The sequence below is a fragment of the Nonomuraea sp. NPDC050790 genome (genome assembly GCF_044456745.1).
Lineage (GTDB): Bacteria > Actinomycetota > Actinomycetes > Streptosporangiales > Streptosporangiaceae > Nonomuraea.
Map to the genome: position 1 here is coordinate 965,228 of NZ_JBITGF010000004.1, position 25,162 is coordinate 990,389.

General features: G+C 69.2%; 28 protein-coding genes and 1 pseudogene. 13 read left to right on the plus strand and 16 right to left on the minus strand.

Translation table 11 applies throughout. From position 1 onward, the window contains the following. Positions 1-4 precede the first annotated feature (4 nt). Positions 5-952: a LysR substrate-binding domain-containing protein gene (locus tag ACIBEJ_RS24875; protein WP_397185185.1), complete on the minus strand. Its 948-nt coding sequence runs from the start codon at positions 950-952 to the stop codon at positions 5-7. 2 nt (positions 953-954) lie between these two features. Here ACIBEJ_RS24875 and ACIBEJ_RS24880 point away from each other — a divergent pair, with 2 nt between their 5' ends. After that, the gene (locus tag ACIBEJ_RS24880; RefSeq protein ID WP_397185186.1) at positions 955-1,809 is read left to right on the plus strand and encodes a GntR family transcriptional regulator; all 855 of its coding nucleotides are present in this window, start codon (positions 955-957) and stop codon (positions 1,807-1,809) included. A gap of 95 nt (positions 1,810-1,904) precedes the next feature. Here ACIBEJ_RS24880 and ACIBEJ_RS24885 read toward each other — a convergent pair whose 3' ends face one another. From ACIBEJ_RS24885 to ACIBEJ_RS24895, 3 genes are all read right to left on the minus strand, one after another. Next, entirely contained in the window at positions 1,905-2,063 is a 159-nt protein-coding gene (locus ACIBEJ_RS24885; RefSeq protein WP_397185187.1) for a hypothetical protein, read from the minus strand. Positions 2,064-2,103: 40 nt separating this feature from the next. Next, positions 2,104-2,328, minus strand: a complete 225-nt coding sequence (locus tag ACIBEJ_RS24890) for a hypothetical protein (protein ID WP_397185188.1) — start codon at positions 2,326-2,328, stop codon at positions 2,104-2,106. A gap of 118 nt (positions 2,329-2,446) precedes the next feature. Beyond that, complete coding sequence (locus ACIBEJ_RS24895) at positions 2,447-2,815, minus strand: DUF6223 family protein (protein ID WP_397185189.1); 369 nt, start codon at positions 2,813-2,815, stop codon at positions 2,447-2,449. 209 nt (positions 2,816-3,024) lie between these two features. Here ACIBEJ_RS24895 and ACIBEJ_RS24900 point away from each other — a divergent pair, with 209 nt between their 5' ends. Together ACIBEJ_RS24900 and ACIBEJ_RS24905 are read left to right on the plus strand one after the other, a co-directional pair. Further along, on the plus strand, positions 3,025-4,140 hold the full coding sequence (locus ACIBEJ_RS24900; RefSeq protein ID WP_397185190.1) for a sensor histidine kinase: 1,116 nt from the start codon (positions 3,025-3,027) through the stop codon (positions 4,138-4,140). Beyond that, positions 4,137-4,799, plus strand: coding sequence for a response regulator (locus ACIBEJ_RS24905; RefSeq protein ID WP_397185191.1), 663 nt, complete (start codon positions 4,137-4,139; stop codon positions 4,797-4,799). Before ACIBEJ_RS24900 ends, ACIBEJ_RS24905 begins: the two co-directional genes overlap by 4 nt. Before the next feature lie 122 nt (positions 4,800-4,921). Here the strand turns inward: ACIBEJ_RS24905 and ACIBEJ_RS24910 are convergent, their stop codons facing one another. The 5 genes from ACIBEJ_RS24910 to ACIBEJ_RS24930 all read right to left on the minus strand — a co-directional run bounded on the left by ACIBEJ_RS24910 (position 4,922) and on the right by ACIBEJ_RS24930 (position 8,657). After that, on the minus strand, positions 4,922-5,314 hold the full coding sequence (locus tag ACIBEJ_RS24910) for a DUF3592 domain-containing protein (RefSeq protein ID WP_397185192.1): 393 nt from the start codon (positions 5,312-5,314) through the stop codon (positions 4,922-4,924). Positions 5,315-5,614: 300 nt separating this feature from the next. Next, positions 5,615-6,130: a carboxymuconolactone decarboxylase family protein gene (locus tag ACIBEJ_RS24915; RefSeq protein ID WP_397185193.1), complete on the minus strand. Its 516-nt coding sequence runs from the start codon at positions 6,128-6,130 to the stop codon at positions 5,615-5,617. Positions 6,131-6,317: 187 nt separating this feature from the next. Next, entirely contained in the window at positions 6,318-7,034 is a 717-nt protein-coding gene (locus tag ACIBEJ_RS24920) for a hypothetical protein (protein WP_397185194.1), read from the minus strand. Between the two features lie 40 nt (positions 7,035-7,074). Continuing rightward, positions 7,075-7,443, minus strand: a complete 369-nt coding sequence (locus tag ACIBEJ_RS24925) for a hypothetical protein (protein ID WP_397185195.1) — start codon at positions 7,441-7,443, stop codon at positions 7,075-7,077. Next, positions 7,440-8,657, minus strand: coding sequence for a hypothetical protein (locus ACIBEJ_RS24930; RefSeq protein ID WP_397185196.1), 1,218 nt, complete (start codon positions 8,655-8,657; stop codon positions 7,440-7,442). The genes ACIBEJ_RS24925 and ACIBEJ_RS24930 overlap by 4 nt, the downstream gene beginning before the upstream one ends. Before the next feature lie 659 nt (positions 8,658-9,316). On the opposite strand from ACIBEJ_RS24930, the gene ACIBEJ_RS24935 reads away from it, so the two are divergent. After that, entirely contained in the window at positions 9,317-9,742 is a 426-nt protein-coding gene (locus tag ACIBEJ_RS24935; protein WP_397185197.1) for a hypothetical protein, read from the plus strand. 76 nt (positions 9,743-9,818) lie between these two features. On the opposite strand, the gene ACIBEJ_RS24940 is transcribed toward ACIBEJ_RS24935, so the two are convergent. Next, positions 9,819-13,307: an SIR2 family protein gene (locus ACIBEJ_RS24940; RefSeq protein ID WP_397185198.1), complete on the minus strand. Its 3,489-nt coding sequence runs from the start codon at positions 13,305-13,307 to the stop codon at positions 9,819-9,821. 218 nt (positions 13,308-13,525) lie between these two features. Between ACIBEJ_RS24940 and ACIBEJ_RS24945 the strand changes: the two genes are divergently transcribed. Continuing rightward, positions 13,526-13,864 (plus strand): DoxX family protein, encoded by a 339-nt coding sequence (locus tag ACIBEJ_RS24945; RefSeq protein WP_397185199.1) that lies wholly within the window; start codon positions 13,526-13,528, stop codon positions 13,862-13,864. Positions 13,865-14,059: 195 nt separating this feature from the next. Here the strand turns inward: ACIBEJ_RS24945 and ACIBEJ_RS24950 are convergent, their stop codons facing one another. Genes ACIBEJ_RS24950 through ACIBEJ_RS24960 form a run of 3 tightly spaced genes read right to left on the minus strand, consistent with a single transcriptional unit; the run spans position 14,060 to position 15,840 of the window. Further along, complete coding sequence (locus tag ACIBEJ_RS24950; RefSeq protein WP_397185200.1) at positions 14,060-14,650, minus strand: dihydrofolate reductase family protein; 591 nt, start codon at positions 14,648-14,650, stop codon at positions 14,060-14,062. A gap of 4 nt (positions 14,651-14,654) precedes the next feature. After that, a complete protein-coding gene (locus ACIBEJ_RS24955) occupies positions 14,655-15,254 on the minus strand; it encodes a dihydrofolate reductase family protein (RefSeq protein ID WP_397185201.1) in 600 nt (199 codons plus the stop codon). A 40-nt stretch (positions 15,255-15,294) separates the two neighbouring features. Beyond that, on the minus strand, positions 15,295-15,840 hold the full coding sequence (locus ACIBEJ_RS24960; RefSeq protein WP_397185202.1) for a YceI family protein: 546 nt from the start codon (positions 15,838-15,840) through the stop codon (positions 15,295-15,297). 135 nt (positions 15,841-15,975) lie between these two features. Between ACIBEJ_RS24960 and ACIBEJ_RS24965 the strand changes: the two genes are divergently transcribed. Next, positions 15,976-17,097, plus strand: coding sequence for a helix-turn-helix transcriptional regulator (locus ACIBEJ_RS24965; protein ID WP_397185203.1), 1,122 nt, complete (start codon positions 15,976-15,978; stop codon positions 17,095-17,097). 132 nt (positions 17,098-17,229) lie between these two features. On the opposite strand, the gene ACIBEJ_RS24970 is transcribed toward ACIBEJ_RS24965, so the two are convergent. Next, complete coding sequence (locus tag ACIBEJ_RS24970) at positions 17,230-18,156, minus strand: LysR family transcriptional regulator (protein ID WP_397185204.1); 927 nt, start codon at positions 18,154-18,156, stop codon at positions 17,230-17,232. 98 nt (positions 18,157-18,254) lie between these two features. On the opposite strand from ACIBEJ_RS24970, the gene ACIBEJ_RS24975 reads away from it, so the two are divergent. The 5 genes and pseudogenes from ACIBEJ_RS24975 to ACIBEJ_RS24995 all read left to right on the plus strand — a co-directional run bounded on the left by ACIBEJ_RS24975 (position 18,255) and on the right by ACIBEJ_RS24995 (position 20,644). Continuing rightward, positions 18,255-18,977, plus strand: a complete 723-nt coding sequence (locus ACIBEJ_RS24975) for an aspartate/glutamate racemase family protein (RefSeq protein ID WP_397185205.1) — start codon at positions 18,255-18,257, stop codon at positions 18,975-18,977. 338 nt (positions 18,978-19,315) lie between these two features. Continuing rightward, positions 19,316-19,447: a hypothetical protein gene (locus ACIBEJ_RS24980; RefSeq protein WP_397185206.1), complete on the plus strand. Its 132-nt coding sequence runs from the start codon at positions 19,316-19,318 to the stop codon at positions 19,445-19,447. Between the two features lie 239 nt (positions 19,448-19,686). Further along, positions 19,687-19,812: a hypothetical protein gene (locus ACIBEJ_RS24985; protein WP_397185207.1), complete on the plus strand. Its 126-nt coding sequence runs from the start codon at positions 19,687-19,689 to the stop codon at positions 19,810-19,812. Positions 19,813-19,844: 32 nt separating this feature from the next. Beyond that, a pseudogene (locus ACIBEJ_RS24990) lies at positions 19,845-19,904 on the plus strand (hypothetical protein); the annotation flags it as partial. 230 nt (positions 19,905-20,134) lie between these two features. Further along, positions 20,135-20,644: a hypothetical protein gene (locus tag ACIBEJ_RS24995; protein WP_397185208.1), complete on the plus strand. Its 510-nt coding sequence runs from the start codon at positions 20,135-20,137 to the stop codon at positions 20,642-20,644. Between the two features lie 415 nt (positions 20,645-21,059). On the opposite strand, the gene ACIBEJ_RS25000 is transcribed toward ACIBEJ_RS24995, so the two are convergent. Next, positions 21,060-22,019, minus strand: coding sequence for an AraC family transcriptional regulator (locus ACIBEJ_RS25000; protein ID WP_397185209.1), 960 nt, complete (start codon positions 22,017-22,019; stop codon positions 21,060-21,062). 79 nt (positions 22,020-22,098) lie between these two features. Between ACIBEJ_RS25000 and ACIBEJ_RS25005 the strand changes: the two genes are divergently transcribed. Next, the gene (locus tag ACIBEJ_RS25005) at positions 22,099-22,836 is read left to right on the plus strand and encodes a TetR/AcrR family transcriptional regulator (protein ID WP_397185210.1); all 738 of its coding nucleotides are present in this window, start codon (positions 22,099-22,101) and stop codon (positions 22,834-22,836) included. A gap of 269 nt (positions 22,837-23,105) precedes the next feature. Here the strand turns inward: ACIBEJ_RS25005 and ACIBEJ_RS25010 are convergent, their stop codons facing one another. Continuing rightward, on the minus strand, positions 23,106-24,251 hold the full coding sequence (locus tag ACIBEJ_RS25010) for a serine hydrolase domain-containing protein (protein WP_397185211.1): 1,146 nt from the start codon (positions 24,249-24,251) through the stop codon (positions 23,106-23,108). Positions 24,252-24,434: 183 nt separating this feature from the next. On the opposite strand from ACIBEJ_RS25010, the gene ACIBEJ_RS25015 reads away from it, so the two are divergent. Beyond that, positions 24,435-25,109 (plus strand): helix-turn-helix domain-containing protein, encoded by a 675-nt coding sequence (locus tag ACIBEJ_RS25015; RefSeq protein WP_397185212.1) that lies wholly within the window; start codon positions 24,435-24,437, stop codon positions 25,107-25,109. Positions 25,110-25,162: the final 53 nt, after the last annotated feature.

Consider the following 25,162-nt stretch of genomic DNA (forward strand, 5'->3'; position numbering starts at 1 on the left):
CGTCTCAGCCGGCGGCCGCCCGTACACGGAGCAAATCCAGCAGGCGCGCCGCCGGCGGCGCGAGCGGCCGGCCGTGCACGAGCGTGACCCCCACCGGCCGCATGATCCCCTCCAGCGGTACGGCGAGCGCCGCGAGGTCGCGATCGGCGGCGGCGACCGACTCGGGCAGGACCGCGATCATGTCGGTCTGCCGCAGCAGCGCGCGCACGGTCAGGATCGACGCGCACTCCACCAGATCCGTGGGAAGCTCCAGCCCCTCGTCGGCGAACGCCTGCTCGACCTCGCGCCGCAGCACGGTCTGCTGGAGCGGCAGGATCCACGGGTGGTCCAGCAGACCGGCCAGCGTAGGCTCCTTCCGCGTCAGCGCCGGATGCTCCCGCCTGACCACCAGCCGCATCGGCTCGTAGCGGAGCCTGATCTGGCGCAACCCGTCGATCCTGGTGATCGGATTGAGGCGGCCGACGATCAGATCGAGCTCCCCGGACAGCAGGCGGGCCGCGTGCGTGCCGAACGTCGCGTCGTCCACGACCACCGTGACGTCGGGATGGGACCGTTTGAGATCGGCGATCGCCTGGGGCAGCAGCACGCTGGAACCGGCCGGCAACGTGCCCACGCGTACCGTGCCCATCACGCCCTTCGCGTGCCCGGACACGCGCTCGCCGGCCCGCCTCAGTTCGGCGAGCACGGTGCGGGCGTGCTCCAGGAACACCTCGCCGGACGGAGTCGGCGTCATGCCACGCGGTCCTCGGACGAACAACTGCACGCCGAGGAGGTGCTCCAGTTCGCGCAGGCAGCGGGTGACCGCGGGCTGCGCGAGCGTCAGCCGGTCGGCGGCCCGCAACACGCTGCCGTGGTCGGCGACGGCGACGACCACGACGAGATGGCGCAGCTTCAGCCGGCCCCTGAGAAGGTCGATGGCCGCCTCCCTCTCCCAACCGAAGATATGATCCAAAGGTGGATACGGAGAACAGGTCGCGAGCCGGCGATGCCGTGACGCTGGTGCACGAGGAACTGCGGGAGCTCATCCTCGCCGGGCACCTCCTGCCAGGTCAGCGGCTGACGCAGCGCGAGCTGTCGGACCGGCTGGGCGCGGGGCGCACTCCGGTCCGCGAGGCGCTGCGGATGCTGGAGGCCGAAGGCTTCGTCATCTCCCGGGCCAACCACGGCATCACGGTCGCCGGGCTCGACCTCGACGAGGCCGAGGGACTGTTCGCCGCGCTGCTGCTCCTGCAGCCGCCGCTGCTGCCGAGGGCGGCGCGGGAGATCCCCGACCAGGCGCTGCGCCGCATGGAGGAACTGTCGCTGGTCATGCGCACGCTGCCGCAGGAGCCGCACGACTTCCACCGCGATCACGCCGAGTTCCACACCCTGCCGCAACTGACGTTCGGGCCCACGCTGAACAAGGTCATCAACGACCTGTACCTGCGGCTGTCGCGCCTGCAACGCTTCTACTACCGGGGCCGGCGCATCCCGGCCTTCGCCCAGGAACTCGACCTGGCCTTCCTGCGGGCCATGCAGGCCAAGGACGGGGCTCGGGCCAGGCGGGTCCAGGAACTCCACATGCTCAACTCGGCGGTCGGCCTCATCACCGACGTCGATCCCTGGCACCGCTTCGGGCCACTGATCGACGCGGCCGCGGGCGCGGGCATCAACATCCCACGTTCCGCCAAGGGAACGCTGACGCCCCCGGTACGGGTCACCTGGGAGACGGCGTTGCCCGGCTACCAGCCGGTGCTCGCCGACTACGTGGTGGACGAGACCGCTGACCACGCCCACCCCCAAGAACATCGAAACTTGGATCCACTTTAGGATACCCACCGGCAACCCAGGATGCCCGTCCCATACCGATGTCGTCTCCGGTCATAACAGCCCCGGCATACCGGGCCGCGCCTCCGGGCGGGTGATCAGCCGGTCCAGGGCAGCACCGCCGTACCCAGGCCGAGCAGGGCGCAGAGGCCCAGGACGCGCATGATCGGCCAGCGCAGCCGGAAGGCCACGAGCAGGGCCGCCGCGGTGAACAGCGCGGTCACGACGGTGGTGTCCTGCCACAGGACGTAGATCACGGAGAGGGCGAGCAGCGCGAGGACACCGGGCCGGGCCCGGTCAGCTCCAGTCGCAGACCATCGACAGCCCGCGCAGGACGACGTCCAGACCCGGCGCTTTCAGCCACCGGGCGCGCTCGCCCGGCCGTGCCCGCTCGGCGGCCTCGGCCTGCGCGGCGAGCGCGAGGTACTCGGCCGCCCGTGCCTGCCGCATCTCCCGCGCGAGGGCCTCCGCCTGGGCCTGGCTGCCGGGCGTGGCGATCCACGACGTCGAGGTGCCGCCCATCTCGTCGGCGATTCAGTCGAACTGCTCACGGGTACGCGCGTCGGCGGGTAACGCGACCAGCCCGTCACCCAGCCGGGCCAGGCCGGGGCCATCGGGGTCGGCGTGGACGGTGGCCTGGTCAGCGTGGTGATCGTTGGCTTTTGCCGCGGGCGCGGAGCAGGGCCAGGGCGCCGATGACGGCGCCGGACAGTCCTATCGCCAGGGCGATGTAGCCGCCCACGATGCCGTAGCCGGTGCCGGGACCGCCTTCGGCGGCGGCCACCACCAGTCCGCCGATCACCGCGCCGGCCAGCCCCGACGCCAGGGCCGTGATCGGACCCTGCCTTCCCCTGCGGGCCCGGGCCAGCGTCAGTACGCCGGCGAGCACGCTGACCAGCCCCAGCGCCGCCGCGACCAGGGACCACAGGCGCCCGGTGGTCAAGGCGTAGTCCGGTGCGGTATGTCCCAGGGCGGTGAACAGCGTGGCAGGCACGGATCCGAGCGACATGATGCCCTCCTTGTGTGGGATGTCGCCTGATCATGCCCGCCGGACCCGCTGCCCGGCGTCCGGCGGGAGGAGGTGATTCGCGCTGTCGTGGACGCGGTAGCCGGCTACCGCGGACGCGGTGGAAACCGGGCGGCTACTGCGTCCGCGGTAGCCGGCCGATCGTCCCTGCGCAGGAGCCGGCCGTACGGACATCCGGTTAGGGTGCGCGCATGAGCAGCAGACGCGCCGGCGTCATCGACTGGGCGATCGCCGTGTGCGTGGCGGCGACGCTGGTGGTCACGGGGTCGTCCCGGCAGGGCGCCGCCGCGAGCCTTGACGTGCTCGGCTATGCGTTGCTGGCCGCCGGCGGGCTGGCGCTGGGTTTTCGCCGCCGGGCGCCGATCGCTGTCCTGGCCGTGAGCGGGGTGTGCGCGGTGGGGTATCAGGCAGCGGGGTTCGACGTGCCCGCCGTCGCGTTCCTGTTCGCGGTGTACGCCGCCATGCGGGCCGGGCACCGTGTCGCCACCTTGGCGGCGAGTCTGGCCGTGCTGGCCGCGCTCCCCGGCGCCGCGCTGCTCGCCGGCCTGCACGATACGGGCCAGGCCTTCGCGCAGGCCAGGGGCGCGCTCGAGATCGCCTGGCTGGTCGCCGCCGCAGCCGCGGGGGAGGCGTTACGGCAGGCCGAAAGGAGGGCGGAGGAGGCCGAGCGTACGCGGGAGGAGACCGCGCGCCGCCGCGCCGACGAGGAGCGGCTGCACATCGCGCGCGAGCTGCACGACTCGCTCACCCATCAGATCTCGATCATCAAGGTGCAGTCGGAAGTGGCCGTCCACGTGGCCCGCCGGAGGGGAGAACAGGTGCCGGACGCCCTCCTGGCGATCCAGGCGGCCGGGCGCGAGGCGACCCGGGAACTGCGCGCGACGCTGCAGGCCCTGCGTGACGACGACCTGACCCCGCCGCGCGGGCTCGATCACGTTCCTGAGCTGGTGGAACGGGCTCGCGCCGTCGGCCTGGACACGACGCTGACGATCGAGGGGCAAGGGCGGAACCTCCCGGCCGCGGTGGACCGGACGGTCTACCGCATCGTGCAGGAGTCGCTCACCAACGTCGCCCGGCACGCCGCCGCCTCCACCGCGTCGGTCCGCATCGACTACCGTCCGGAGGTGCTCACGGTACGCGTCGACGACGACGGCACGATCACCCCCGGCACCGCGCCGGCGCCCGGCGTGGGCCTGCTCGGCATGCGCGAACGCGTCACCGCCCTGGGCGGACGCCTGCGGGCGGAGCCGCGGAGCGAGGGCGGTTTCACCGTGCAGGCCGAGCTTCCCGTGGATCCCCGATCATGATCCGTGTCCTGCTGGTGGACGACCAGCCGCTCCTGCGCAGCGGGTTCCGGGCGCTCCTCGACCTCGAGGACGACATCGAGGTGGTCGCCGAGGCCGGTGACGGGATGGCGGGACTGGCCCTGGCCAGGGAGCACCTGCCCGACATCGCGCTCGTCGACATCCAGATGCCGGTGCTCGACGGCATCGAGGTGACCCGGCGCATCGCCGCGGACCCTGCCATGTCCGGCGTACACGTCGTCATCCTGACCAACTACGCCCTGGAGGAGTACGTCTTCGACGCGCTGCGCGCCGGAGCGGCCGGATTCCTCGTCAAGGACATCGTGCCGGAGGACTTCCTCCACGCCGTCCGCGTCGCCGCACGTGGCGACGCGCTGCTCGCACCCTCGATCACCCGCAGGCTCATCAACCGGTACGTGACGCTTTCGCCGCACATCGGCACCGGCGCCGGCCTGGAGGAGTTGACCACCCGCGAACGCGAGGCCGTCATCCTGGTCGCCCAAGGGCTGACCAACGACCAGATCGCCGAACGCATGGTGATCAGCCCGCTGACCGCCAAGACCCACGTCAACCGGGCGATGGCCAAACTCCGTGCCCGCGACCGCGCCCAGCTCGTCGTCTTCGCCTACGAGTCCGGCCTGGTGACACCGGGCAACACCTGAGGTCCACGCCCTTCCTGCTCGGTGGTTCCGGTCATCACGGCCTGCGGGCACTGATCACCGACCGCACGAGATCGGCAGGACCGGATGAGGTTGGGGAACGGGTCGAGGCCCTCTGGTCAGGGTTAATTGCCGAACAGGATGACGGCGATCCCAACGGCCAGGAAGATCATGCCTGCCATGCCGCTCAGGACGACGGGCAGGACCCGGTAGCGCGGGGTGAAGACCCGGGCCGCCTGAGGTTGCCCGTCGAGGTAGGCGATCGGGACCTGCTGGCCGACGGTCAGCCGCAGGCCGATCCCGGCCACCTGCGGAGTGAACTCGATGTGGTGTCCGACATGGTCGGTGAACGCGACCACCGGATGCTGGACCGTGTCGCGCACGACCGCCCCGACCACCTGGCCCTGCCCGTGCACGCCGTACCGCTGTAACCGGGAGATCAGGCGCCGCTCCCTCACCGCGAAGACCAGACAGCCGAGCGCGGCGGCAAGGAAGACGAGGCCTGCGATGGTCGTCATGCCAGGAATACTACGGAAACAGCGCCGGCATTGGCTGCGGCCATGGAGGACGGAGCGCGGGTGGTTCAGAGGCCGTCCAGCGTGGCCGGCCGGTTCCTGCCCGGCATGCGTCGATCCGCAGCACGACGACCGACGCGGTCATGATGAGCGGCCCGGACGTTCGAGCGGTTCGGCGCGGCGTACACCGCGTTGATCGAGGAGTACGACGACGCGCAACTCGCGCAACTGCTCGACTTCGCGAGTCGCGCCAACGAGACCGTGAAGATCAGAAACCTCTGACCCGCGGCCGTTCGTCCTGCCTCATCTGCTCTCGTACGGCGTGGCCTCGATCCGCAGCACGTTGGCGAACTGGCCGAACATCCAGTAGTAGCCGACGACCTGAATCAGTTCGACGATCTGGCGATCGCTCAGTTCGGCGCGGACCGGTGCGAACACCTCGTCGTCCACCGGAAGGCCGCGCGCCACGGCCGTCGCGAAGGTGAGCACGGCCAGGTCGATGCCGCCGAAGCCGGAGTGGTCGCCACGGTAGATCGCCTCGCGCTCGTCCGGCGTGATCGGGACGCCGGGCGGATTGTGCCGGACGCGCAGATAGTCCGCGTCGAGCACACGGGCGGTGGCGTTCGCCGCGAGTTCGCGCAGCCGTGGCGACAGCTCCAGCTCCCGGATCTGCTGCAGACCTATCTGCATGAGCGTCGCCGCGCTCGCCTCGGAGTGGGCGACCATCATGAACAGGTGGGAGTCCGGCGGCAGCTTCGCGTGCCACTCCTGCAGATCGTCGGGTAAGGCGGACATGTCTGCATACGGAATACGAGCCATGCCCAGAGCCTAGGTGCAGGGGCAGTCCCAGGCCGATGTCACGCTGGACAATCAGCCTGAAGAGCGGCAGGGACGGCGTATCCCGCCCGGGCGGAGATGGGCCTGCAGCCGTGGCGGTGGGACGCGGCCTGTCCAGGGCCTCCCCCAAGCTGGGTGTCGTCTCCTACGCCGAGGTGGCCAGACTGGGTCATACCCGGCGGTAGATGATCGGCTGCGCCGCCACGCCGTTGGCCTTGAAGTTGGCCAGCACGAAGCTGCGGAAGGTGGGCCGGAAGATCAGGCTGGGCAGGAACGTGCGTAAGGTCGGCCAGCTCGCGTGGTTGATGAGCCCGTAGTCGGCGGGCTCGCCCTCCAGCGGCTGCATCAGCGCGGAGTCGGGCAGCGCGGTCTTCGCCTGGAACCACCCGGCCGTGTACTCCCACACCTGCAGCAGCGTGTCGCGGTCGTCGGCGTAGAAGTAGTTGAACAGGAAGTAGTGGTCCTGGCCGTGGTCGACGTCGCCGAGCCGTCCGGCGTTGTGCGCGACGATCTGGTGGGTACGGCGAGCGGCCGCGCGCAGCGTCTCGGCGAGCTCCTTGTAGGCCGGGCTGTCGCACACCCCGAGCGCGGACTCCACGGACGCCGTGCGGATCAGCACGACGATGTCGTAGCGCGCCGGGTGGATGCCCCTGGCGGCCAGCAGTTCGTCGCCCTCGCCGGGAGTGCGGAACAGGGCGCGGAACACGTTGACCTCGCGGGCCTGGATGTCGGCGGCCAGGGTCTTGAGGCGGGCCGCCAGCCGGGCGGGGGAGGACGGGAAGTGGCCGCGCCAGGCGCCTACCTCGCCGGCCAGGACGACGAAACCGTCGCCGGTCGTGGGCAGGACGCGGGCCTTGACGGCCAGGTGATCGTTGATCAGCTTCATGCCGCCGACGCTAAGGCGCGTCCTTCGCCCGCCGCCTCCGTCATCTCACTGATGTGACGACCGTACTCAGGTTGATCACTTCCGCACCCTGGGCGCCGGAGAGGCTGATCGACAGCTCCCACACGCCGTCCATGCCGAACATGCTCTTCTCCGCGACGAAGCGGCCCGGCCCAGCCGGTACGGTGCCGACCGGCGGCAGGGCGTGCCCCATGCCCGGCATGACCGCCGCCAGCGTGACCGTTTCGGCCTCGCCCGAGGTCACCCGCACCTCGACGGGATCGGCCGGCAGCACGGTGACGCTGTACCGTTCACCGGCGGCCCGCACGGTTTCGGGAGCGCCGCCGTACCAGCGTGATGTGACGGCGAACAGCACGGCCACCACCAGCAGGCACACAGCCGCGTATTTCATCGATCCACCTCCATGGTGAAGGGCCTGGTCACCAGCCGGCCTCCTGTGGCGTACTGGGCCCAAGCCAGGTAGCGGCCCCTGTCCGGGAGCGTGAGCGTGAAGCGCAGGGCGGATTCGCCGGCCGCCGTCCCGTGGGCATGCGCCAGGTGCAGGCCGTCCCGGCTCCTGACGATCAGATGGCCGGGCATGCCCAGCCACGGCTGGAGCCGTCCCTCCGTGCTGATCTCGATGGTCACCGGGGTTCCCGCGACCGGCGCCGCGGGGGTGAGGCGGGGCATCGCAGTCTTTCGAGATGGGGGCTCCGGCCGGGCCTGACCGGCGACCTCGAAGGCTCCGGAGAGGAGTTGCCCGCCCGACTCCTGCCGCTCGATCTCGGCATAGGCCAGGTAGCGGCCCGGTCGTGGCACGCGCAGCCGTACCGTCAGGACGCCCGGCGCGGTCCGCAACGGGTGCACGTGCCGGAAGACGACACCGTCCTCGCTGGTGACGATCAGATGCGCCGGGGCCTCATGGTGGACGGTGAGGTCGTCCAGCGGCCGCCCGGTCGCGCCGTCGGCGAGCCGCAGGGTCAAGGCGAACTCGGCGTCCGCGGCGGGCCGGGCGGGCAGCGTCGAGAACCGGCCCTGCGCGTACGGCCGGCCGGCCTCGGCGACGGGTGCGGCGCCCTCCGGCGGGGCGGCGGGCAGGTGCGGCGCCAGCAGCATCACGGTGACCGCGACCGCCGCGGACGCGCTCGCGCCGCCCACGAGGAGCCTGGACCGGCCGGCGGTGAGCACCCCGCCGACCGCCAGCAGCCCGGCCACCAGGAAGGCGCCGTCCATGACCATCGTCCAGACCGCGCTCGCGGGCACGAGCACCCGGAACGGGATCGTCGACACCTCGCCGCCCGCCTGAACACGCAGCTCGTACGGCCCGGCATGGCCGACCGGCAACGCCGCGTACCCCTGACCGGCCCGCACCGAACCGGCCGACCGGCTCCCGTCGATCAGCGAGCGCAACTCCAGCACGAACTCCAGGCTCGTCGCGGGTACGGCCTGCGCGCTCACCCGCAGCGGCGCCGGCAACGACGAGACCCCCGCGACGACGAACGTGACCTCTCCCGCGGCGAAGGTCTGCGTCACCCGCAGCTCCGCGCCGGCCTCGACGACGTGCGCCCGAGCGGGGACGGTCAGCGACAGCACGAGCAGGAACGCGGCAGCCAGGACACGGGTCATGCCGCGAGAGGCTAGGCCGAGGCCCGTGCTCGCCGCCTCCGTCGGATGACTGATGTGACCCCGAAACGTCCTTCAGTCATCCGGCGGAAGCGGTGTCCGTCGCGATCTTCCTAGGATTCGAGTCACGCCCGGCCGGATTCGTAGGCCAGGGCCACCCCTTGGACGCGGTCGCGGAGCCCGAGTTTCGTCGGGATGCGGCCCAGATGGGGCTTGATCGCGGGTCGTCGACGCTCATGATGGGTGGGTCCTCGGCGCGTAGGGCCGACTGCGCCGGAGCGTCTGGCGGCCTCCGGGATGCCTCCCACCTGCTGAGACGTTCGCGCATTCCGGGCAGCCCGGCGCCGGTCGCTTCCCGGGCATTCGGCCAGGAGCCGACGGCTGATGCCAAGGTATGAGAATCGCCGGCGTCCGGCTCGCCCCGGCCGAGTTCCGCGAGCGTCCGGACGCGGCACCGAGTGCCATTCGTCTCGACTCGCAGACTCTGTGCATTCAACCCGTGTAGCTCCCGGATTGGCAGCATGATGCCAAACTTCATGGGTTCTCTTTCGGGTATCCATCGCGAACTGGTGTGATGGCGAAGAGCTGGTTGACCTGCGAAGTCCTATGCTTGCGCACCGTCTTTGGGGCGACTTTGACAGGCTCGAAGCATCGAGGGGATCATGCAGTGGGCGGAGCGCCTTGGTGCGCTGATGCTTTCGAATGTGTTTGCCGCAGGCGGCGAACATGGCATTCCAGCTTTTCTCATCAAAAGAGGTTTCGTCATGCCCATTTCTTCAAGAATCGCGCGTTCCGCTGGTTTAGCCGGGCTCGCTGTAGCGCTGGTCGCCGGCTGTGGCGGCACCGCCGCGGCGCCCGGCGGTGAAGGGGCCGTCGACAAGGCGGCATTGGTGGCGAAGATGAAAGAGGTCGTAGGAGACGGCATCCCCGCTCAGACGATGGAGTGCATGGCCGACGCCATGCTGAAGCACGGCGATCAGGCCACGCTGAAGGCAGTCATAGCCGGTGAAGTATCCGTCAGTGAGGACTTCAAGGCCTTCGGGGCGAAGGAGAAGCAGATTCAGAAAGCCGTGTCCGACTGCAAATAGTGCCCGCTCCATGGGGAGGCGGGCACATGCCCGCCTCCCCACTCGTGTCCGCACCTGCTGGCCGGAGCCTTGGGTTTCACCATTCGTATGCGGTCCCGCAGCCGAGGCGTAATGCCCCTTCGACGATGGCATCGATGTCCGCCGGATCTGCTCTGCCGCGTAGCCGGGTCACGATGTCGTGGAGAGAGCCGCAGCCGTGGAAGGGCGGTTTCGTACCTTTCAGCAAGTGGGCGGTCAGCTTGGCGAACTCGTCAGGCGCCCGATCGATTCGCTCGTGCTTCATGTTCCGGAGAACTCCGCCGCGCGGGCGTAGGCCCGCTGGGCGCGCCGTGGCCAGGTTGACGCCTTCGCTGATCGAGCTGGTGAGATGCACGACCCAGGCCGCCATCTCTGAGGCCTCGTCAGTTGTCAGTCGTCGGGGAACGCTGTCGATGCGGTTCTGCCAGTACGGTCGCATCCACCGGTGCCACTGGAGTTCGATCGCATCGGCCGGCAAATGGGTGAGTCGGTGAGTGATCTGCTCCAGCCACTCCACGCGGCGGGCGGTCTGCGTCTTGGTCGTGTAGGCATGGATCCACGGCAGCGGATCCAACTGGCTGAACAGTGCCATGGTGGCGAGGTGCGAAGAGAGCTGGTGCCTCAGGTCGGCCCTGAACTCTTCGAGCTGATCAATGGCCGCCAGATAGTAGTCGAGTAGCCCGGCCGTCAGGAGGTGGTCGTTCCACCGGCCCCAGGTCAGATAGCCATCCCAGGTTCGTCGAGCGCGTACGGGGTTCGCCCAGTCGAGCAGGGGCAGCACGTGCGTCTCGCACCAGCGATGGTCTGCTGCGGAGAAGAAGTGCACCTGGCTGGCGATCATCACTTCGGCCAGGGTCGAGCGGGTGTCGTTGGTGGCGAGCATGGCTTCGAGCTGCGATTGAATCGCCGGTGGTATGCCAGTCCACTGGTCGCCCGCCGTTCGCCAGTCCGCCGCGATCACGTGCACCCAGAATTGAGCGAGGTGCCCCGCCGCATGGTTGACCGCCAGTTGCAGCCAATCGGTGACCTCCCTGGCAGGCGGTGCGGTGTCGAGTGTCGACCACAGCTCCGCCGCCAGCCGCCGCGCGGCGGGAAGGAGATACCACTCGGTGGGATGGGCAACGTCCTGTCCGCCGTCCGCCAAGAGGCGAGAGAGCGGATCGGCCATCGTGGCCGCATCCAGGCGCAGAAGTCTTTCCAGAATGGCCTCGGCTGTGTCGGCGTCCACCGTGGCGGTCGACCATCCTGATATGACGCTGCCGATGATGGCAGGATGGTTGCCACCCGTCGCGTCGAGAGCGGCGAACCCGTCGGTGGGATGCTCTCGAACGGTTTCCACGAGTAGGTTGAGCGCGTCGCCCCACCTGGGACCGTCCGCGGGATCGTGGCCCAGGAGTGGGGCGAGTGCGTCGGATGGGCCGGCGGTGATGCGCTCGTGGAGGGCTTGTGCTGACATGGGTGGGCGTGGCTGGACGAACCCGACTTCTGTCCGCAGTGGATGTTCTGGGTGCTCCCGTTGCACGAAATGCGGGTATCGCGGCTGGATGTCGTCGAATGCCTGCGATCCGGACTCAAGCTCGGGCGCATGCCGATTGATCCACGCCAAGACGGTGAACTGCTCGTAGGCGCGTTGGTCGCTGCCGGCCCTCTCGCCGGGCCCCGCCACTGCATCAGCGACAAGAGCATCGGCCACGTCGGTCGCCGCTCCCGGCAACGCGGCCTTCAGCAGGCGAAGGACCTCACCGCGAAGCAGCGGCTCGAACAGCCAGCCCCGTTCGCGTAGCCAGGCGATCTTGGCAGTGTCGTCGACGTCGGTTCGGTACTGCCAGCCATGGAGCGCCAGTCGGCACAGGATCGGCACCTCGGAATCGGCCCAGCTGTTCGCGTAGAACGACGCGAGAGGATCGCCTGCATCCAGCAGCGCTTCCAAGCAGTCACGTGCGGCATCGACAAGGACGTCGACGGCCTCCTGGTAGCCGTCGTCCTCGGGACCGCGAGCGATCGCGGAACGCCTGAGCGAGATCGGATCCCATCCGGGGTAGGCCGAACCGGTAACGGAGAGAAGCCGGTAGGCGTTCCGCAGGTGTCGATCCACGATCGCCAGCACGGGACGGCCGCACTCCGCCAAGTTGGGCGCAAACAGGTGCTGCCAGGCGTCGCGTAGTTCGTGGTGTGAGCCGCGTAGCTCGACATCGAATCTGGGGCCACCGATTCGTCTGAACGAGGATGCGGCCGTCACTTGGGGCTCGGTTAGGTGATCGAACAGCAACAGCGCGATCGAGCTGTCCTGTGGCCAGCGTGAGGCCGACAGCGCGTACCCGAGCCAGTCCGGCTCGCCTTCCGAGGCGTTCTGCATCAGCAGAACGAGCCACCGCTCGAGCCAGGCGGGCCGCGGAGAGCCTGCGATGTGCAGTTGCCGGCCTATGGCCGTCCACAGCGTCGGTCCCAACCGCCAGCCGGCATCCCTCAGGACATCGAGCGCGGAGGAGGTCAGTTCCTCGTTCAGCACATAGTTCTCGGCGAACCAGGAGGCCAGCGTCCGACCGCAGTCTGTACGCGGCGCCGAGGGATTGAACAAGAGGCGGAACTGGGGCTGCGCCGCAGTCCAAACCAGCCATTGCCGGCCCCGGGCCAGCATCGTGAACAGCCCGGCCCGTTCAGGATCGGCGATCACGTCCTCCAGGTAGGACGCCTCCTCCGGCACCTGTGACGGTGGTACCGCGACCAGCTCGGCGATCCGCTGCCGGTGGTCGAGCATGCCCATCGAGGCCTGAGACGCCCACCCTTGGACTGCCTCGGTGAGAGCAGCGTGAGATCCGCCGACAACCGGATAATGGATCGGATACAGGCCCAGGGAACGCCAGTCCGCCGCCTCCGGATCTCCAGTCAGCACGTAACGGAAAGCGCCAGGCCCAAGCGCGCGTGCCAGATACCGCATAACCACGTCACCGTGGCTGTAACCGACGAACAGCACGGTGTACGTGGCGAACATGCGCTCCAGGAATCGGGCCGCCCACGCGTCCCGAAGGTACGCCCGGCCAAAGTCGCTGTCCGTTACTACCAGCCGCCGTGCGTCCTGGCCCAGAGTGCCGTGCAGATACACGATGCCGGTGAAGTCGTCACCCATGGGCAGGGCCGGACCGGCGTATTCGTCGACCGCGACATCGCGGTCACGCAGCGCTGTGGACAGATGGCGATCATAGTTCGTCGTCACGATGCGTACAGGTCCGGAGGACACGGCCAGGTCTACCAGTGCGGCGTGCAGTCGATTCGGCAGAGACGCCGGATCGCCGATGTGGAACGCGACTCGGCCGTGCGCGTCGAACTGCCGGTCGGCGATGCTCCCCATGAAGACATCCAGGTGGGCCTCATCCTGAGGGGCCAGTTCCACTTGCGCCTCGGTGGCGATCACGCGAGCGAGGCTGAGGAAGTCGGGAAGGTTCGACGGCGCGTCGCGTGACGCCCCCGCGCCAACAAAGATCACTAAGTTCCCTGCGCGGTGGGCTTCGAGCAGCGGCGCAGGGAATTCAACTTCGCGAATCCACATCCTGCGGGAGCCTACGCCGTTACCGGCTCGACGGAATCGCATATGCGCTGTTTCCGGTGCTCAGGTAGGCGATGGTGGATCTTGTACGATATCGCGCTGCGGGGCTCGGTCGTGATCAGTAGGACGCAATCGGGGGCTCAGCGTCGCAGGCAGGTGATACCCGCGACTCCGGACTGACCGGGATGTCACGAGGGGGCGTGCTTAATCGTCCTTCTTGCATGTATATCGTCATCACGCTGCTGACGGCCGCGGTCGTCGGCGTGGCCGCCGTCGCCAATCTCGCCCGGCACCCCTACGGCCGGGCTCAGGCCGAACGGCAGGGCGTTCCGGTCTCCTGGCAGGTCCCGCTCGGGTTCGTGCTCGGGGCGGGGGCCGTCGGGCTGCTGGCAGGGCTGGCGGTGCCGGTCCTCGGGACGGTGGCCGCCGCCTGCCTCGTCGCCTATTTCATGGTCGCGTTCGTCCCTGAGGTGCGCACGCGCCCCCTGCGGATCGGCCCGTGGGCCGTGTACTTCGTGCTGTCGGTGGCCTCGCTCGTCACGAGCCTGACCGCGCGCTGACACCCCCTCGCTCCGCATTCCGAACGACAGCGCACCGGATCGCACACCTCGCGAGACCCACGGTCATGACCCTGGGAGGGCGAGTCCCGGATCGGCGGCCTGCGCCGAGAACTCTGGAAGGTCGCAGTGAACTACCGTCACCGGCCCACGCCCCGGAACGGCCACGACGTGCGCCGCCGGGAGTGCCCGTCGTACTCAACGGTGACGGCGGACGCGGTAGCGCAGGTGCGTGACGTGCTGCGTGAGATCCTCGACCTGCGGCGTGGTCAACCGGCGGACCGGGTCGAGCTCGATGTGCTCGGCGGGCAGGTGGTCGAACAGCCTTCGCCCCTGCCCGAGCAGTACCGGTACGACGTGCAGTTCCAGTTCGTCGAGCTGCCCTGCCCGCAGCAGCGCCTGCGCCGCCCCGGCACCGTGCACCATCACGTCGCCGTCCCCGGCCGCCGCGCGGGCCCGCTCCGCGCACTCGTGTACGTCGGTGACGTAGCGGACGCTGCCCGGTGGCGGGTCGTCCGGTACGTGGTGGGTCAGGACGTAGACCGGGACGCCGTCGTGATGGTCGCCCTGCCAGCGGCCGGCGTGTTCGTAGGTACGGCGGCCGGAGATGACGGCGCGGGTGGCCAGCACCTCGGTGTACACCTGTCCGCTCGGTCCCGGGTCGTTGCGCCGATCGAGCCAGTTGAACAGGCGGAACCCGCCGATGCCCATCGGGGTGTCCTGGCTGTCGCGCGGCCCGGTGACGTAACCGTCCAGGGACATGGTCATGTACAGCCGGATGAGTGCCATCGCCTCAGCCCGCCGTTCTCACCCGGTAGCGCAGGTGCGCCACACCCGGCCCGTCCACGGCACTGAGCAGTTCGAGCTCGACGTGGTCGGGCGGCATGTCCTCGAAGAGCGGTTCACCCTGTCCGAGCAGGACCGGGATCAGGTGAATCCGCAGCTCGTCGAGGACGTCGGCGGCGATTGCCAGCCGAGCGGTGCGGGCTCCGTGGACCAGTACGTCCTTGCCGCCGGCCGCGTCCTTGGCCATGCTCACCGCGGCCGTGACGTCGCCGACATAGGTGACCCCGGGCCACTGCAGCTCGGGATCGGGCTGACGGCGGCTCAGGACGAAGATCGGCACGCCGTCGTGGTGGTCGCCGCCCCAGCCGCCGGCGAGCTCGAACGTCCGCCGGCCGACGACGACCGCCCCGGTGGCCAGGGCCTCGTCCATGACGTCACGGTTCACACCCGCCAGGTGGCTGCCCGTTCTGTGCTCGGCGTCGGCATCCGGCAGAAACCACTCATGCAGCCGCTGCCCTCTGTCACCGAGCCCGTTGCCCGGCGCCACGTTTGGCCCGGCGATGAACCCGTCCACCGACATCGACATGTACAGCACGGTCTTGCTCACGTTTCCCATCCTTTCGTTACGTACGACGGTGCCATGAGGGTCATCGCGGGTCCGGTCCGGTGCTCGTGAACTCGATCTCGATGGCGATCTCGACGGTGTCGGCGACCACGAGATCGCCGGCGCCGAACGCGAGCTGGATGTCGACGCCGAACGCGGCGCGGCTGATGACGGTGGTCGCCGAGAACCCGGTCCGCTCCGCGCCGGACGGGTCGTCAACGAAGCCGAGGAGCTCGGCCTCCAGTTCGACGGTTCTGGTGACACCGTGCAGGGTCAGCTCGCCCACCAGGATGAAGGTCTCGCCGTCGAAGCCGCGTACCCCGGTCGAGGTGAACTCGATCCGCGGGTACTTCTCCACGTCCAGGAAATCGGCCGACCGGATGTGCTGGTCACGCTGTTCGTTGCCGGTGCGCACCGAGGCGGGGTCGATGAGGGCGGTCACCTGGCCGCCGCCCTCGCCGACGCTCAGCGCCGCCGAGACGAGCGCGAACTCCCCTCTGACCTTGCCGACGCCCATGTGACGGACCTTGAACGAGATGTCGGAATGAACGGGATCGCCGACCCAGGCGCCGGCGGAGAGGGTGCTCATGGCGTAAAACTCCCTTTTGGTACGGCCTGGCCTGCCCGGCCGGATACTGACCTGCGCCCAGCATGCGAGATCGTCCAACCGGGTTGAATCCCAGATTTCTGGGATGATGCCGCCGATCGTCATAAGATCCCCATCGTGGTCAACCCGGTGGCGGCGCGTGCGCGCGTCCGCGAAAAGATCGTCAGGCTGGCTCACCGAGGGCTGTGCGTGGCCGAGTTCTCGCGGGCCGTCGGCGATGCCTTGGGCAGGGCCGTACCCGCCGAAGGCACCTGCCTGATGACGACCGACCCGGCGACCATGCTTCCGACCGCGGAGTTCGTGGAGAACGGCCTGCCCGCGGCAGAGCTGCTCCGGCTCGTGGAGATCGAGGTGCGTGAGCCGGACTTCAACACGTGGGCACAGCTCGCCCAGGCCGGCCGCCCGGCCGGCAGCCTGAGCGAGGCGACCGCCGGTGACCTCGACCGCAGCCCGCGCCAGCGGGAGATCCGTCGCCCCGGGGGATTCTCCGACGAGTTGCGGGTGGTGCTCGCCGGCAGCACGGGGACATGGGGGCAACTGACCGTGTTCCGGGAGGCGAAGCGCCCGTACTTCTCCTTGGCCGAGGTTGAGTTCGTGTCGTCGATCGCCCCCCTGATCACCGATGGACTACGGCGCGGCATGTTGCTCGGTGCCGCACAGGCCGGTGACGACGACGTCGGCCTGCTGGTCCTCGACGCCGATGACGGCGTACGCATGTCCAACAGGGCAGCGGATCGTTGGCTGGAGGAGCTGGGCACAGGTGACAGAGCGGGCGCTCGGCTGCCGCTGGTGATCTCCGCTGTCGCTCGCCAGGCTCGTTCCCTCTGCGGCCCGGCGACGAGTACGGCACCCGCGCCGATCGATCTCCGGCCGGCCAGAGCCCGAGCGCGTACCCGGGCCGGCCGGTGGCTGATCGTCCGCGGCTCGCTGCTGAATGACGGCCCGGAAGCGCAGGTCGCGGTGATGCTGGAAGCCGCTCGCCCCGCCGAGTTGGCGCCCCTGATGGTCGATGCCTACGGCTTCACCGACAGCGAGCGCCGGGTCACCGAACTGGTGGCCAAAGGCTTGTCGACCAAGCAGATCGCCGGTCGGCTGCACGTGTCGTCGTACACCGTGCAGGACCATCTGAAGTCGATCTTCGCCAAATCCGGTACCGGTTCACGCGGCGACCTGATCGCCCGGCTGTTCCTCGATCATTACGCCGTCTCCTTGACGTCGGGAACCGCCGCGGACATGTGACGGTGAACGCTTCTGACCCGATGGTTGCGTCACTGAGCCGGCGATCCGGGTGGCGATCTCAATGGGGCGCGGCCCGGCTGCGGAAGTGGTGGCGGTGTCCCCGCGACCACCTGATCAAAGGGCCGGTGTGCTCTACCCGCGTCCCGGGTCGTTCATCGCGCGATGGCGAGGCTTCACGGCGTTCAGGGCGGTCATGAACCGTGTGAGAAGCGGGTCCGTTTCCCCGTCCCGCCAGACCAGGTGCAAGGTGGTGGCGGTACCCGCGAGCCGCCGAGATGTCACGCCCTCTCGGTGCAGCACCCGATAGGAGTCGGCCATCACGGCCGCGCCGAACCCGGCGGCGACCAGCGCGAGGATGGTCTGAACGGTCCGGCCGCGTGCGCCGACGCGCGGCACGATCCCGGCGTGGTGGCACAACGCGGTGATCTCGTCGTGCGCGTGCGGCGCGGATTCGCGTGGCCACAGCACCAGCGGGATCTCCGCGAGTACGGTGACCGGTGCCGGCTCACGGGTCGTGGCGAGGGGGTGTCCGGCCGGCAGGAAGAGGGTCAACGGCTCGCGCGTCCAGACTCGGGTGGCGAGCCGGGCGTCGCGGACCGGGAGTCGCTGCACCGCCACGTCGAGGCTTCCGTCCAGGACCCCGGCCGACATCTCGGCGTCGTCGAACAGCTCCACCAGCGACAGGTCCACGTCGGGAAGTTCTGCTCGCAGCCGGCCGAGCGTGTCGCCCAGCGCGCCGTTGATTCCCGAGCCGGCGAACCCGATCGTCACCCGGCCGGTCTTGCCCTCGGCGGCCAGCCGCACGTCGTTCAGAGTGGCTTCGGCGTCGGCCAGCATGCGTACGGCCCGCCGTAGCAGCGCCTCGCCCGCCGCGGTGGGAAGGAGGCCGCGGCCGGCGCGGGCGAACAACTCGGCTCCCAGGCGTCGTTCCAGCTCACGCAGTTGCCGGCTCAGGGTCGGCTGGGTCAGCCGCAGGCGGCGGGCGGCTCCGCTGATGGACCCCTCTTCGGCGATCGCGACCACGTATCCCAGCAACCGCAGATCCAGCCATGCCTCCACAGCATGGATGCTATATCGATCGATGCCTCGCAGTAGGGATATGGGCTGCTCCGGTGAAGAATGAAGACGTCCCGCTTCCTGGAAACGCCGGAGCCGTCGTGAAACACCTTGGAGTTCTCGCTCACAGCACGGGAGGAGCCGCGCTGTGCTTCCTCGCCTTCTGCGAGGAAGGATTCCGCCGGACCGGTCGTAACGAGCATCCCGACATCACCCTGGACTACATCGCCTTCGGGTACAGCATGCCCGCCTGGGACAGCGGAGATCACGCGAGCGTCCGAGCCACCCTGGCCACCAGCGCGCGGCGGCTCGCCCTGGCCGGCGCCGACTTCTTCGTCTGCCCGGACAACACCGCCCACCTGGCTCTGGAGGTGCCGGGCGCGAACCTCCCGCTGCCGGGTCTCCACATCGCCGAGGTCGTCGCGGACCAGGCCGCGGCCGAGGGACGTACGCGCGTCGGTGTGCTGGGCACCAGGTACACGATGGACGGGCCGCTGTACCCTCGGGCGCTCGCCGCCCGTGGGATCGCCGCGGTGCTGCCCGACGCCGACGACAGGGAACTCGTCAACGACATCATCTTCAAGGAACTGGTGAACGGCGTGATCAGCGAGCCCTCACGCCAGGCGTACCTCCGCGTCATCGAACGGCTGGCCGCCCGTGGCTGTGACGCGGTCGCGCTGGTCTGCACCGAGATCCCGTTGCTGGTCACGCCCGATGTTTCCTGCCTGCCGACGCTGGACTCGACCCGGCTGCTCGCCCATGCGGCCTACGAGGTCGCCATCGGCGAGCGGGCGATGCCTGACTGGCACGGCGGCCCCCGATGAGCGAGACGACCCATCCCGAACGACGTCTGGAGGCGCTTGGGCTGACGTTGCCGAAGGCCGTCCCGCCGATCGCGAGCTACGTGCCGGCCGTACGCACGGGTGACCAGCCCGCTCGGTGGTCGGGGTGTCGGCGCTGCCGTTGAACGCACCCGTCGAACTGGAACTTCTGGTCGAGATCCATCGGCCGGTACGCGGCTGAGCCCGCGTACCCCTGAAAACGGTCACAAGGAGGGCGTCAGCATGCCCGTGAAAGTCCCGGCGGCGATCGTCGGCTCAGGCAACATCGGAACGGATCTGCTCTCAAGCTGCGCCGGTCCGAACGCGTCGATCCACGTTTCATGATCGGAATCGACCCCGCCGGCGACGGGCTTCGGCGGGCGAGGGACCTCGGCGTCGAGGTGTCCGCGGAGGGCGTCGACTGGCTGCTCAGCCGATCGGACCTGCCGCCGCTGGTGTTCGAGGCGACCTAGGCGAGGGTGCACACCGCGGCCGCGCCACGCTACGAGGCCGCGGGCATCACCGCGATCGACCTGACGCCCGCGTCGGTGGGCCCTTGGGTCGTGCCCGCGGTCAACCTCGACGATCACCCGCAGGGCGCGGAACCTCAACATGGTCAGTTGCGCGGGACAGGCCACCATCCCCATCCTGTACGCGATCGACCAGGTACCGGCTGCGACTCCTGGAGATCGACGGCGACCTGGTCACCGTCATGGTCCGGGTGGAGGGCTCCGGCGACTTCCTGCCCGCGTACGCGGGAAACCTCGACATCATCACCGCCGCCGCGACCGCCGTCGCCGAACGGATCGCGGAGAAGACCCTGGGAGCCATCCGATGATCACTCTCGTGGACACCAGCCTGCGTGACGGCATGAGCAGCGTCTCGCACACGTTCACACCCGCACGGGTGGGCGCGGTGGCCAGGGGCCTCGACCGGGCGGGCGTCCGGGTCATCGAGGTCGCCCACGGCATCGGCATCGGCGCCTCCTCCATCCAGTGCCGACTGCGCCGAGCAGCCGATCCGCCACGCCCGCGAGCACGGCATGCGTGTCATGAGCTTCCTGATGATGAGCCACAAGCTCGAACCCGCCGCCTTCGCCGAGCAGGCCGCCAAACTGGACTCCTACGGCGCGCAGGTGATCTACGTGGTCGACTCCGCCGGTGCGCTCGTGCCCGGCTCCGCCGGTGCCCGCGTGCCCGCGTGCCCGCGTGGCCGCGCTGCGCGAGGCGGTCCAGGCGGACATCGGATTCCACGCCCACAACCTGGGCGTGGCCGTCGGCAACGCGCTCGCCGCGGTCGAGAACGGCGCGACCTACATCGACGGCTCGCTCCGAGGTCTGGGAGCCAGCGCCGGCAACGCCCAGACGGAAGCTCTCGCGGCGGCGCTGGAACGTGCCGGTCACAGCCCGGGAGTCGACGTCCTCGCACTGATCGAGGTCGCCGAACGCCTCATCGCGCCGTTGATGACGGAACCGCAGATCGTCGACGAGACCGCGCTCCTGCTCGGCTACGCCGGTCTGTACTCCACCTTCTTCCACCCGGCGAAGCGCGCCGCGGACAAGTACGGCGTACCCGTGCGGGAAATCCTCCTGGAGCTGGGCCGACGCGAGGTCATCGGAGGCCAGGAGGACATGATCACCGATATGGAGGACTGGAACAGGCAGGCTTGACCCTCGTTCCAGGGGGATCACGCGGCCGACCGGGCCGCCGGACAACCGGCGCCACCCGGATGCAAAGCAGGTTCGCCGGACGGATGAGCTCATACGAACGAGCGCGGGTGGCGCATCCTGGCCGCCCACGCCGGCCCGCTTGATGGCCCTTTCGGATCTTTGGAGAAGGGGCGAAGTCCGAGCCGAAGATCTCGGCGATGGCGCGGTGGTGGGTCGCGTCCAGGTCGGCGGCGCGGGAGATTCCGCGGCGCACCCTCCTGGCAAGAAACGCTGAGTGAGACACACAGTACTGCGTACGGAGATCTTCAGTCGGGGCCGGCGACCAGGAGAAGGATCCACATGCCGACGATGATCAGGAAGACCGTCGTCGCCAGGACGAGGAGGATCGCGACGACGATGCGCTGCCACCGGCTGTTCACGCTGTCCCCGTCGGTGGTTGGCGGTAGGAACTGGGCGAGGCGCCATAGGCGCGACGGAAGGCGCGGCTGAAGGAGGACGCGTTCGGGAAACCCCAGCGAGCGCCGATCTCCCCCACAGGCAGCGGGAGGCGGGTGAGGTCTTCCCGGCAGCGCTCCAGCCGGCGTCGCCGGATGGCGGCGGCCACCGTCTCGCCCCGGCCCTCGAACAGCGAGTACAGGGCGCGGACGGACACGTGGTGGCGGGCGGCGACGTTGCGTGGTGTCAGCCACACCTCGGCCAGATGGCGATCGATGAACGCGTCGATACGGCGCAGCAGTACCTGCTCCCGCGCTTCGCCCGGAAGGTGTGGCCACGCGCCGAGTTGCTGGGCGAGGAGTCCGGAGAGGAGTTCGAGGGTGGTGCGCTCCAGTGCCGGCAGCTCCGACGGCGCGCATTCGGTGGCGTGGGCGTCGATGGCGGTGAGAAAGCGGCGGAAGACGGCGCCGATGCCCTGCCGGGTGGTGAATCGGCGGCCGAGCGCGGCGTCGAGCCGGTCCTGAGGCAGGCCGATCAGGGCACGGGGGACGTGAAGGACGGTCACCGCCGTGACCTCGGGGCCCGGGGATCCGGCCATGTAAGGATGGGAGGTGTCGAACAGGACGGCGTCCCCCGGCCCCGCGGTGCTGACGGTGCGCCGCTGGGAGATCGCCTTCCGGCCGCGCGTGATGAGCCCGAAGAGGTAGGTCTCCGGGTCACTGTGACGGATCAGCCGGGGCGTACGCCATGATCGGTGATCGGACTGTACGTGACGGGACACCTCCACGTGGCCCAGCTTCAGCACCTTGGCGGACGCGTGGAAGCCGGCGGGGTCCGCGATCTTTATGCGGTGGGGTGCGATGGTTCGCGCCACCACGTCCTGATACCAGTCGGTCCTGTCCGTCGCGGCGATGTCGTCGGAGGACATCCGCGTCCACACATGGGCCTCCCTTCGGCTCGAATAGTTAATGTCTGATAGATACTATCTGTAGGACGTTAATGTGTCACAGGAGGTCGGTATGCAAGGGGAGTCGTCCGAGGGGGAGGTTCCCGCGCAGCTCAAACGGCTGTGGCGGCTCTTGCCCGGCTACCGGCGCGGCCGCCCTGCCGAACTGGACGTGGATCAGGTCGTGCTCAAGGCGGTCGAGCTCGCCGATCGCGACGGTCTCGCGGGTGCCACCCTGCCCAAGGTCGCCGAGGCGCTGGGCTTCACGAAGATGTCGCTGTATCGCTACGTCGGCTCCAAGGACGAACTGCCGGACCTGATGAGCGACCTGGCCATCGGCCCGGCGCCCGCGATCGACGCCGCCGCCGGCTGGCGGGAGGGCCTGCGGCAGTGGACGGTGGCCAACTGGCAGGTCTACGGACGCCATCCCTGGCTGGCGCAGGTGCCGATCTCGGGTCCCCCGCGTGGCCCGAACGCGATCGGCTGGATGGAGGCGCTGCTGCGCGCCGTACGTGAGACAGGACTCGACTGGCCCGAGAAGCTCGGCATCCTGAACCTCCTGGGAGGTTACGTCCGCACCGTCAGAGCCCTGGAGCAGCAACTCGCGCAGGGCCGCCTCGACCAGCCGCGGAGCGAGCGTGAGTACGCGATCGCGCTCGGCCGGTTGGCGGCACCCGACCGTTTTCCCGAGGCGGCCCGGCTCTTCGCCTCCACGGCGTTGCACGCCTCGGCCGGCCAGGACCCCGCGGACGAGTTCATGTTCGGCCTGGAGCTGATCCTCGACGGCATCGCGGCTCTGATCACCACCTGACGCCCCCCACATGGGTTGCCAGGGCCGCCACGCACTCATCCCCGGGCGCGCAGCCTTGGTGTCCGCGGGCACGTCGGCGGCGTTGCCGGCCGGCAGGGCGATCCGTGGACAGCCCGGCCGGCGGCCGCGCGGAGATGCCCGGCGGGACACCGCCGCCGGCACGCCGAAACCGGATCCTGACCGCGGCGAATGGCGCTGCGGTTCGTTGCCTTGAGCCGGAGATTCACGATCGCCTCAAGGGGTGCGGGTCCTGGAGGGCTCGGCCTCGTCTACAGGGACGTGTCGGCCGATCCGTCGCGGAAGACCTGCTTGAGGAGGTTGTCCCGGGCCTTCGCGAAGGCTGCCAGGTCGGGGGCGGTGTCTCCGTAGGTGATGGAGGCGGTCCAGGTCTTCTTACCGTCGGGGGTGCCGTACATCACCGCCACGTAGCCTCCCGCGGTGCTGCCGTTGTGATGCAGGACGGTGCCGAAGCCCTCGCCGAGGTCCTGCACGTATGTCCCGAGGCCGTAGCCGCCGAAGGGGCCGGCGCTCTTCGGGTGTGGCCTGCGCATCTCGGCCAGCAGCTTGGCCGGCAGGAGCTGGCCTATGTTCAGCGCGGAGTAGAAGGTGTGGAGGTCCTTGGTAGTGGAGATCATGTCGCCGGCGCCGGCCGCCATGGACGGGTCCTGGCGAGTGACGTCGATCACCTTCCACTCCTCGGCGGCGTCCTGGTAGCGGAAGTAGCCATGGGCATACGGCCTGGGGAGGTCCGTGGTGCCCGGCGCCAGCGTGCCTCGCAGTTCGAGCGGGTCCAGGATGCGCTGCTTCATCGCATCGGCGATCGACTGGCCGGTGACTTTCTCGATCAGTAGCTGAGCCAGCGTGTAGCCGGTGTTGGAGTAGCTCCAGCTCGTCCCCGGCTCGAACCGCGCCGGCCTGGACAACCCGAACCGCACCAGTTCCTCCGGCTGATAGGTCCTGAACCGGGCGTCCGCCCATTCCTTGCCCCCTGCGGCGATGCCCGGCTCGACCGATCCGTCCGCGCGGAACTCGCCGGTGTAGTTGGGCAGTCCGCTGGTGTGCTGCAGCAGCATCCGCAAGGTGATCTTCCGGTCCAGCTTGAACTCGGGCAGGTGGTCGGCCACCGGTTCGTCCAGGCGGAGGACGTCGTCGGCCACCAGTTGCAGCACCACCGTCGCGATGAAGGTCTTGGTGCTGCTGCCGATCCGGAACAGTCCGTCGGTCGCCGGCTTCGCGCTCGTACCGAGCTTGCGCCGCCCGGCGCTGCCGACCCACTCGCCCTGCTCATCGTTGACCCGCGTCTGCACGCCGAGGAATCCGGCGTCGACGATCGCCTGGATGGCCTGCTGCAGTTCGGGGCGGTCCTGTCCGGCAGCGGCCCTGGTGTTCTCGGCGGTGGGGAGGGTTTCTTCCATGGCTGATCCCTGCGTCGCGATAGTACGTGTTTGCTATGGATCGAAAGCTAGGTTGCATTAGGAATACTGTCAATCGTGAAAAAGTGGTCCTCCCAGATGAAAGGCCACAAATTGGAGCAATGGCGCTGAGCTCGAATGCAAGGCTTTGTTGCAATGGCTGGCACCTAAGACAACACTGGCGGCATGCCAGGAGGACGACTGACCCAGCGGGAGCGCGAGCACATCGCGTCCGGACTGGCCGCCAAGCTCTCCTACGGGGAGATCGCCCGGCGGCTCAACCGGCCGACCTCGACGATCACCCGGGAGATCGCACGCAACGGCGGGCCTGCCGACTACCGGCCCCAGCAAGCGCACCAGGCGACGATCCAGCGGGCACGGCGCGGCACACGGACGGCACCGCGCGCGGACACACCGCCGGAGGGCCTCATGGAGGAGGACCTCCTGGAAAGGGCGGTCAGAGCGGGGATGCCGCGGATAACCGCACGGGTGCATCGCGACCTGTTGCTGTCGGAGGACGGCAGACGCACCGCCGCCGAGCTGACCCGGCGGCTGAACGTCAGCCCGGCCTCCGTCTCCGTGGCCGTGAATTTCCTGCTCCGGCAGGGATTCGTCCGGCGCGAGCGTGACCCGCGGCGCCGGCGCGACATCTACGTGATCGACGACGATGCCTGGTACCACGCGATCATGACCAGTGAGCGGCAGACTCTCCAGACCGCGCGCGCGACGATGGCGGTGGCCGAGACGTACGGGCTCGACAGCTCCGTCGGGCAACGGCTGGCCAAGACGGCGGCGTACCTGGAACATGTCAGCCTGGACATCATGGAAGTGGCAGAGCGCTGGCGCGCCCTCCTGAGGTGACGAGACTCAGCCACCCGAGAGGACTCCACCAGGACGCACGCACCATCGCGATC

Coding starts and splice junctions, on each gene's coding strand:
- ACIBEJ_RS24890 (WP_397185188.1), bottom strand. CDS start 2,328: ATGGGCGGCACCTCGACGTCGTGGATCGCCACGCCCGGCAGCCAGGCC.
- ACIBEJ_RS24960 (WP_397185202.1), bottom strand. CDS start 15,840: ATGAGCACCCTCTCCGCCGGCGCCTGGGTCGGCGATCCCGTTCATTCC.
- ACIBEJ_RS24950 (WP_397185200.1), bottom strand. CDS start 14,650: ATGGCACTCATCCGGCTGTACATGACCATGTCCCTGGACGGTTACGTC.
- ACIBEJ_RS24980 (WP_397185206.1), top strand. CDS start 19,316: ATGATCGGAATCGACCCCGCCGGCGACGGGCTTCGGCGGGCGAGGGAC.
- ACIBEJ_RS24900 (WP_397185190.1), top strand. CDS start 3,025: ATGAGCAGCAGACGCGCCGGCGTCATCGACTGGGCGATCGCCGTGTGC.
- ACIBEJ_RS24895 (WP_397185189.1), bottom strand. CDS start 2,815: ATGTCGCTCGGATCCGTGCCTGCCACGCTGTTCACCGCCCTGGGACAT.
- ACIBEJ_RS24905 (WP_397185191.1), top strand. CDS start 4,137: ATGATCCGTGTCCTGCTGGTGGACGACCAGCCGCTCCTGCGCAGCGGG.
- ACIBEJ_RS24915 (WP_397185193.1), bottom strand. CDS start 6,130: ATGGCTCGTATTCCGTATGCAGACATGTCCGCCTTACCCGACGATCTG.
- ACIBEJ_RS24910 (WP_397185192.1), bottom strand. CDS start 5,314: ATGACGACCATCGCAGGCCTCGTCTTCCTTGCCGCCGCGCTCGGCTGT.
- ACIBEJ_RS24930 (WP_397185196.1), bottom strand. CDS start 8,657: ATGACCCGTGTCCTGGCTGCCGCGTTCCTGCTCGTGCTGTCGCTGACC.
- ACIBEJ_RS25010 (WP_397185211.1), bottom strand. CDS start 24,251: ATGGAAGAAACCCTCCCCACCGCCGAGAACACCAGGGCCGCTGCCGGA.
- ACIBEJ_RS25005 (WP_397185210.1), top strand. CDS start 22,099: ATGCAAGGGGAGTCGTCCGAGGGGGAGGTTCCCGCGCAGCTCAAACGG.
- ACIBEJ_RS25015 (WP_397185212.1), top strand. CDS start 24,435: ATGCCAGGAGGACGACTGACCCAGCGGGAGCGCGAGCACATCGCGTCC.
- ACIBEJ_RS24985 (WP_397185207.1), top strand. CDS start 19,687: ATGGTCCGGGTGGAGGGCTCCGGCGACTTCCTGCCCGCGTACGCGGGA.
- ACIBEJ_RS24940 (WP_397185198.1), bottom strand. CDS start 13,307: ATGTGGATTCGCGAAGTTGAATTCCCTGCGCCGCTGCTCGAAGCCCAC.
- ACIBEJ_RS24925 (WP_397185195.1), bottom strand. CDS start 7,443: ATGAAATACGCGGCTGTGTGCCTGCTGGTGGTGGCCGTGCTGTTCGCC.
- ACIBEJ_RS24935 (WP_397185197.1), top strand. CDS start 9,317: ATGCAGTGGGCGGAGCGCCTTGGTGCGCTGATGCTTTCGAATGTGTTT.
- ACIBEJ_RS24945 (WP_397185199.1), top strand. CDS start 13,526: ATGTATATCGTCATCACGCTGCTGACGGCCGCGGTCGTCGGCGTGGCC.
- ACIBEJ_RS24920 (WP_397185194.1), bottom strand. CDS start 7,034: ATGAAGCTGATCAACGATCACCTGGCCGTCAAGGCCCGCGTCCTGCCC.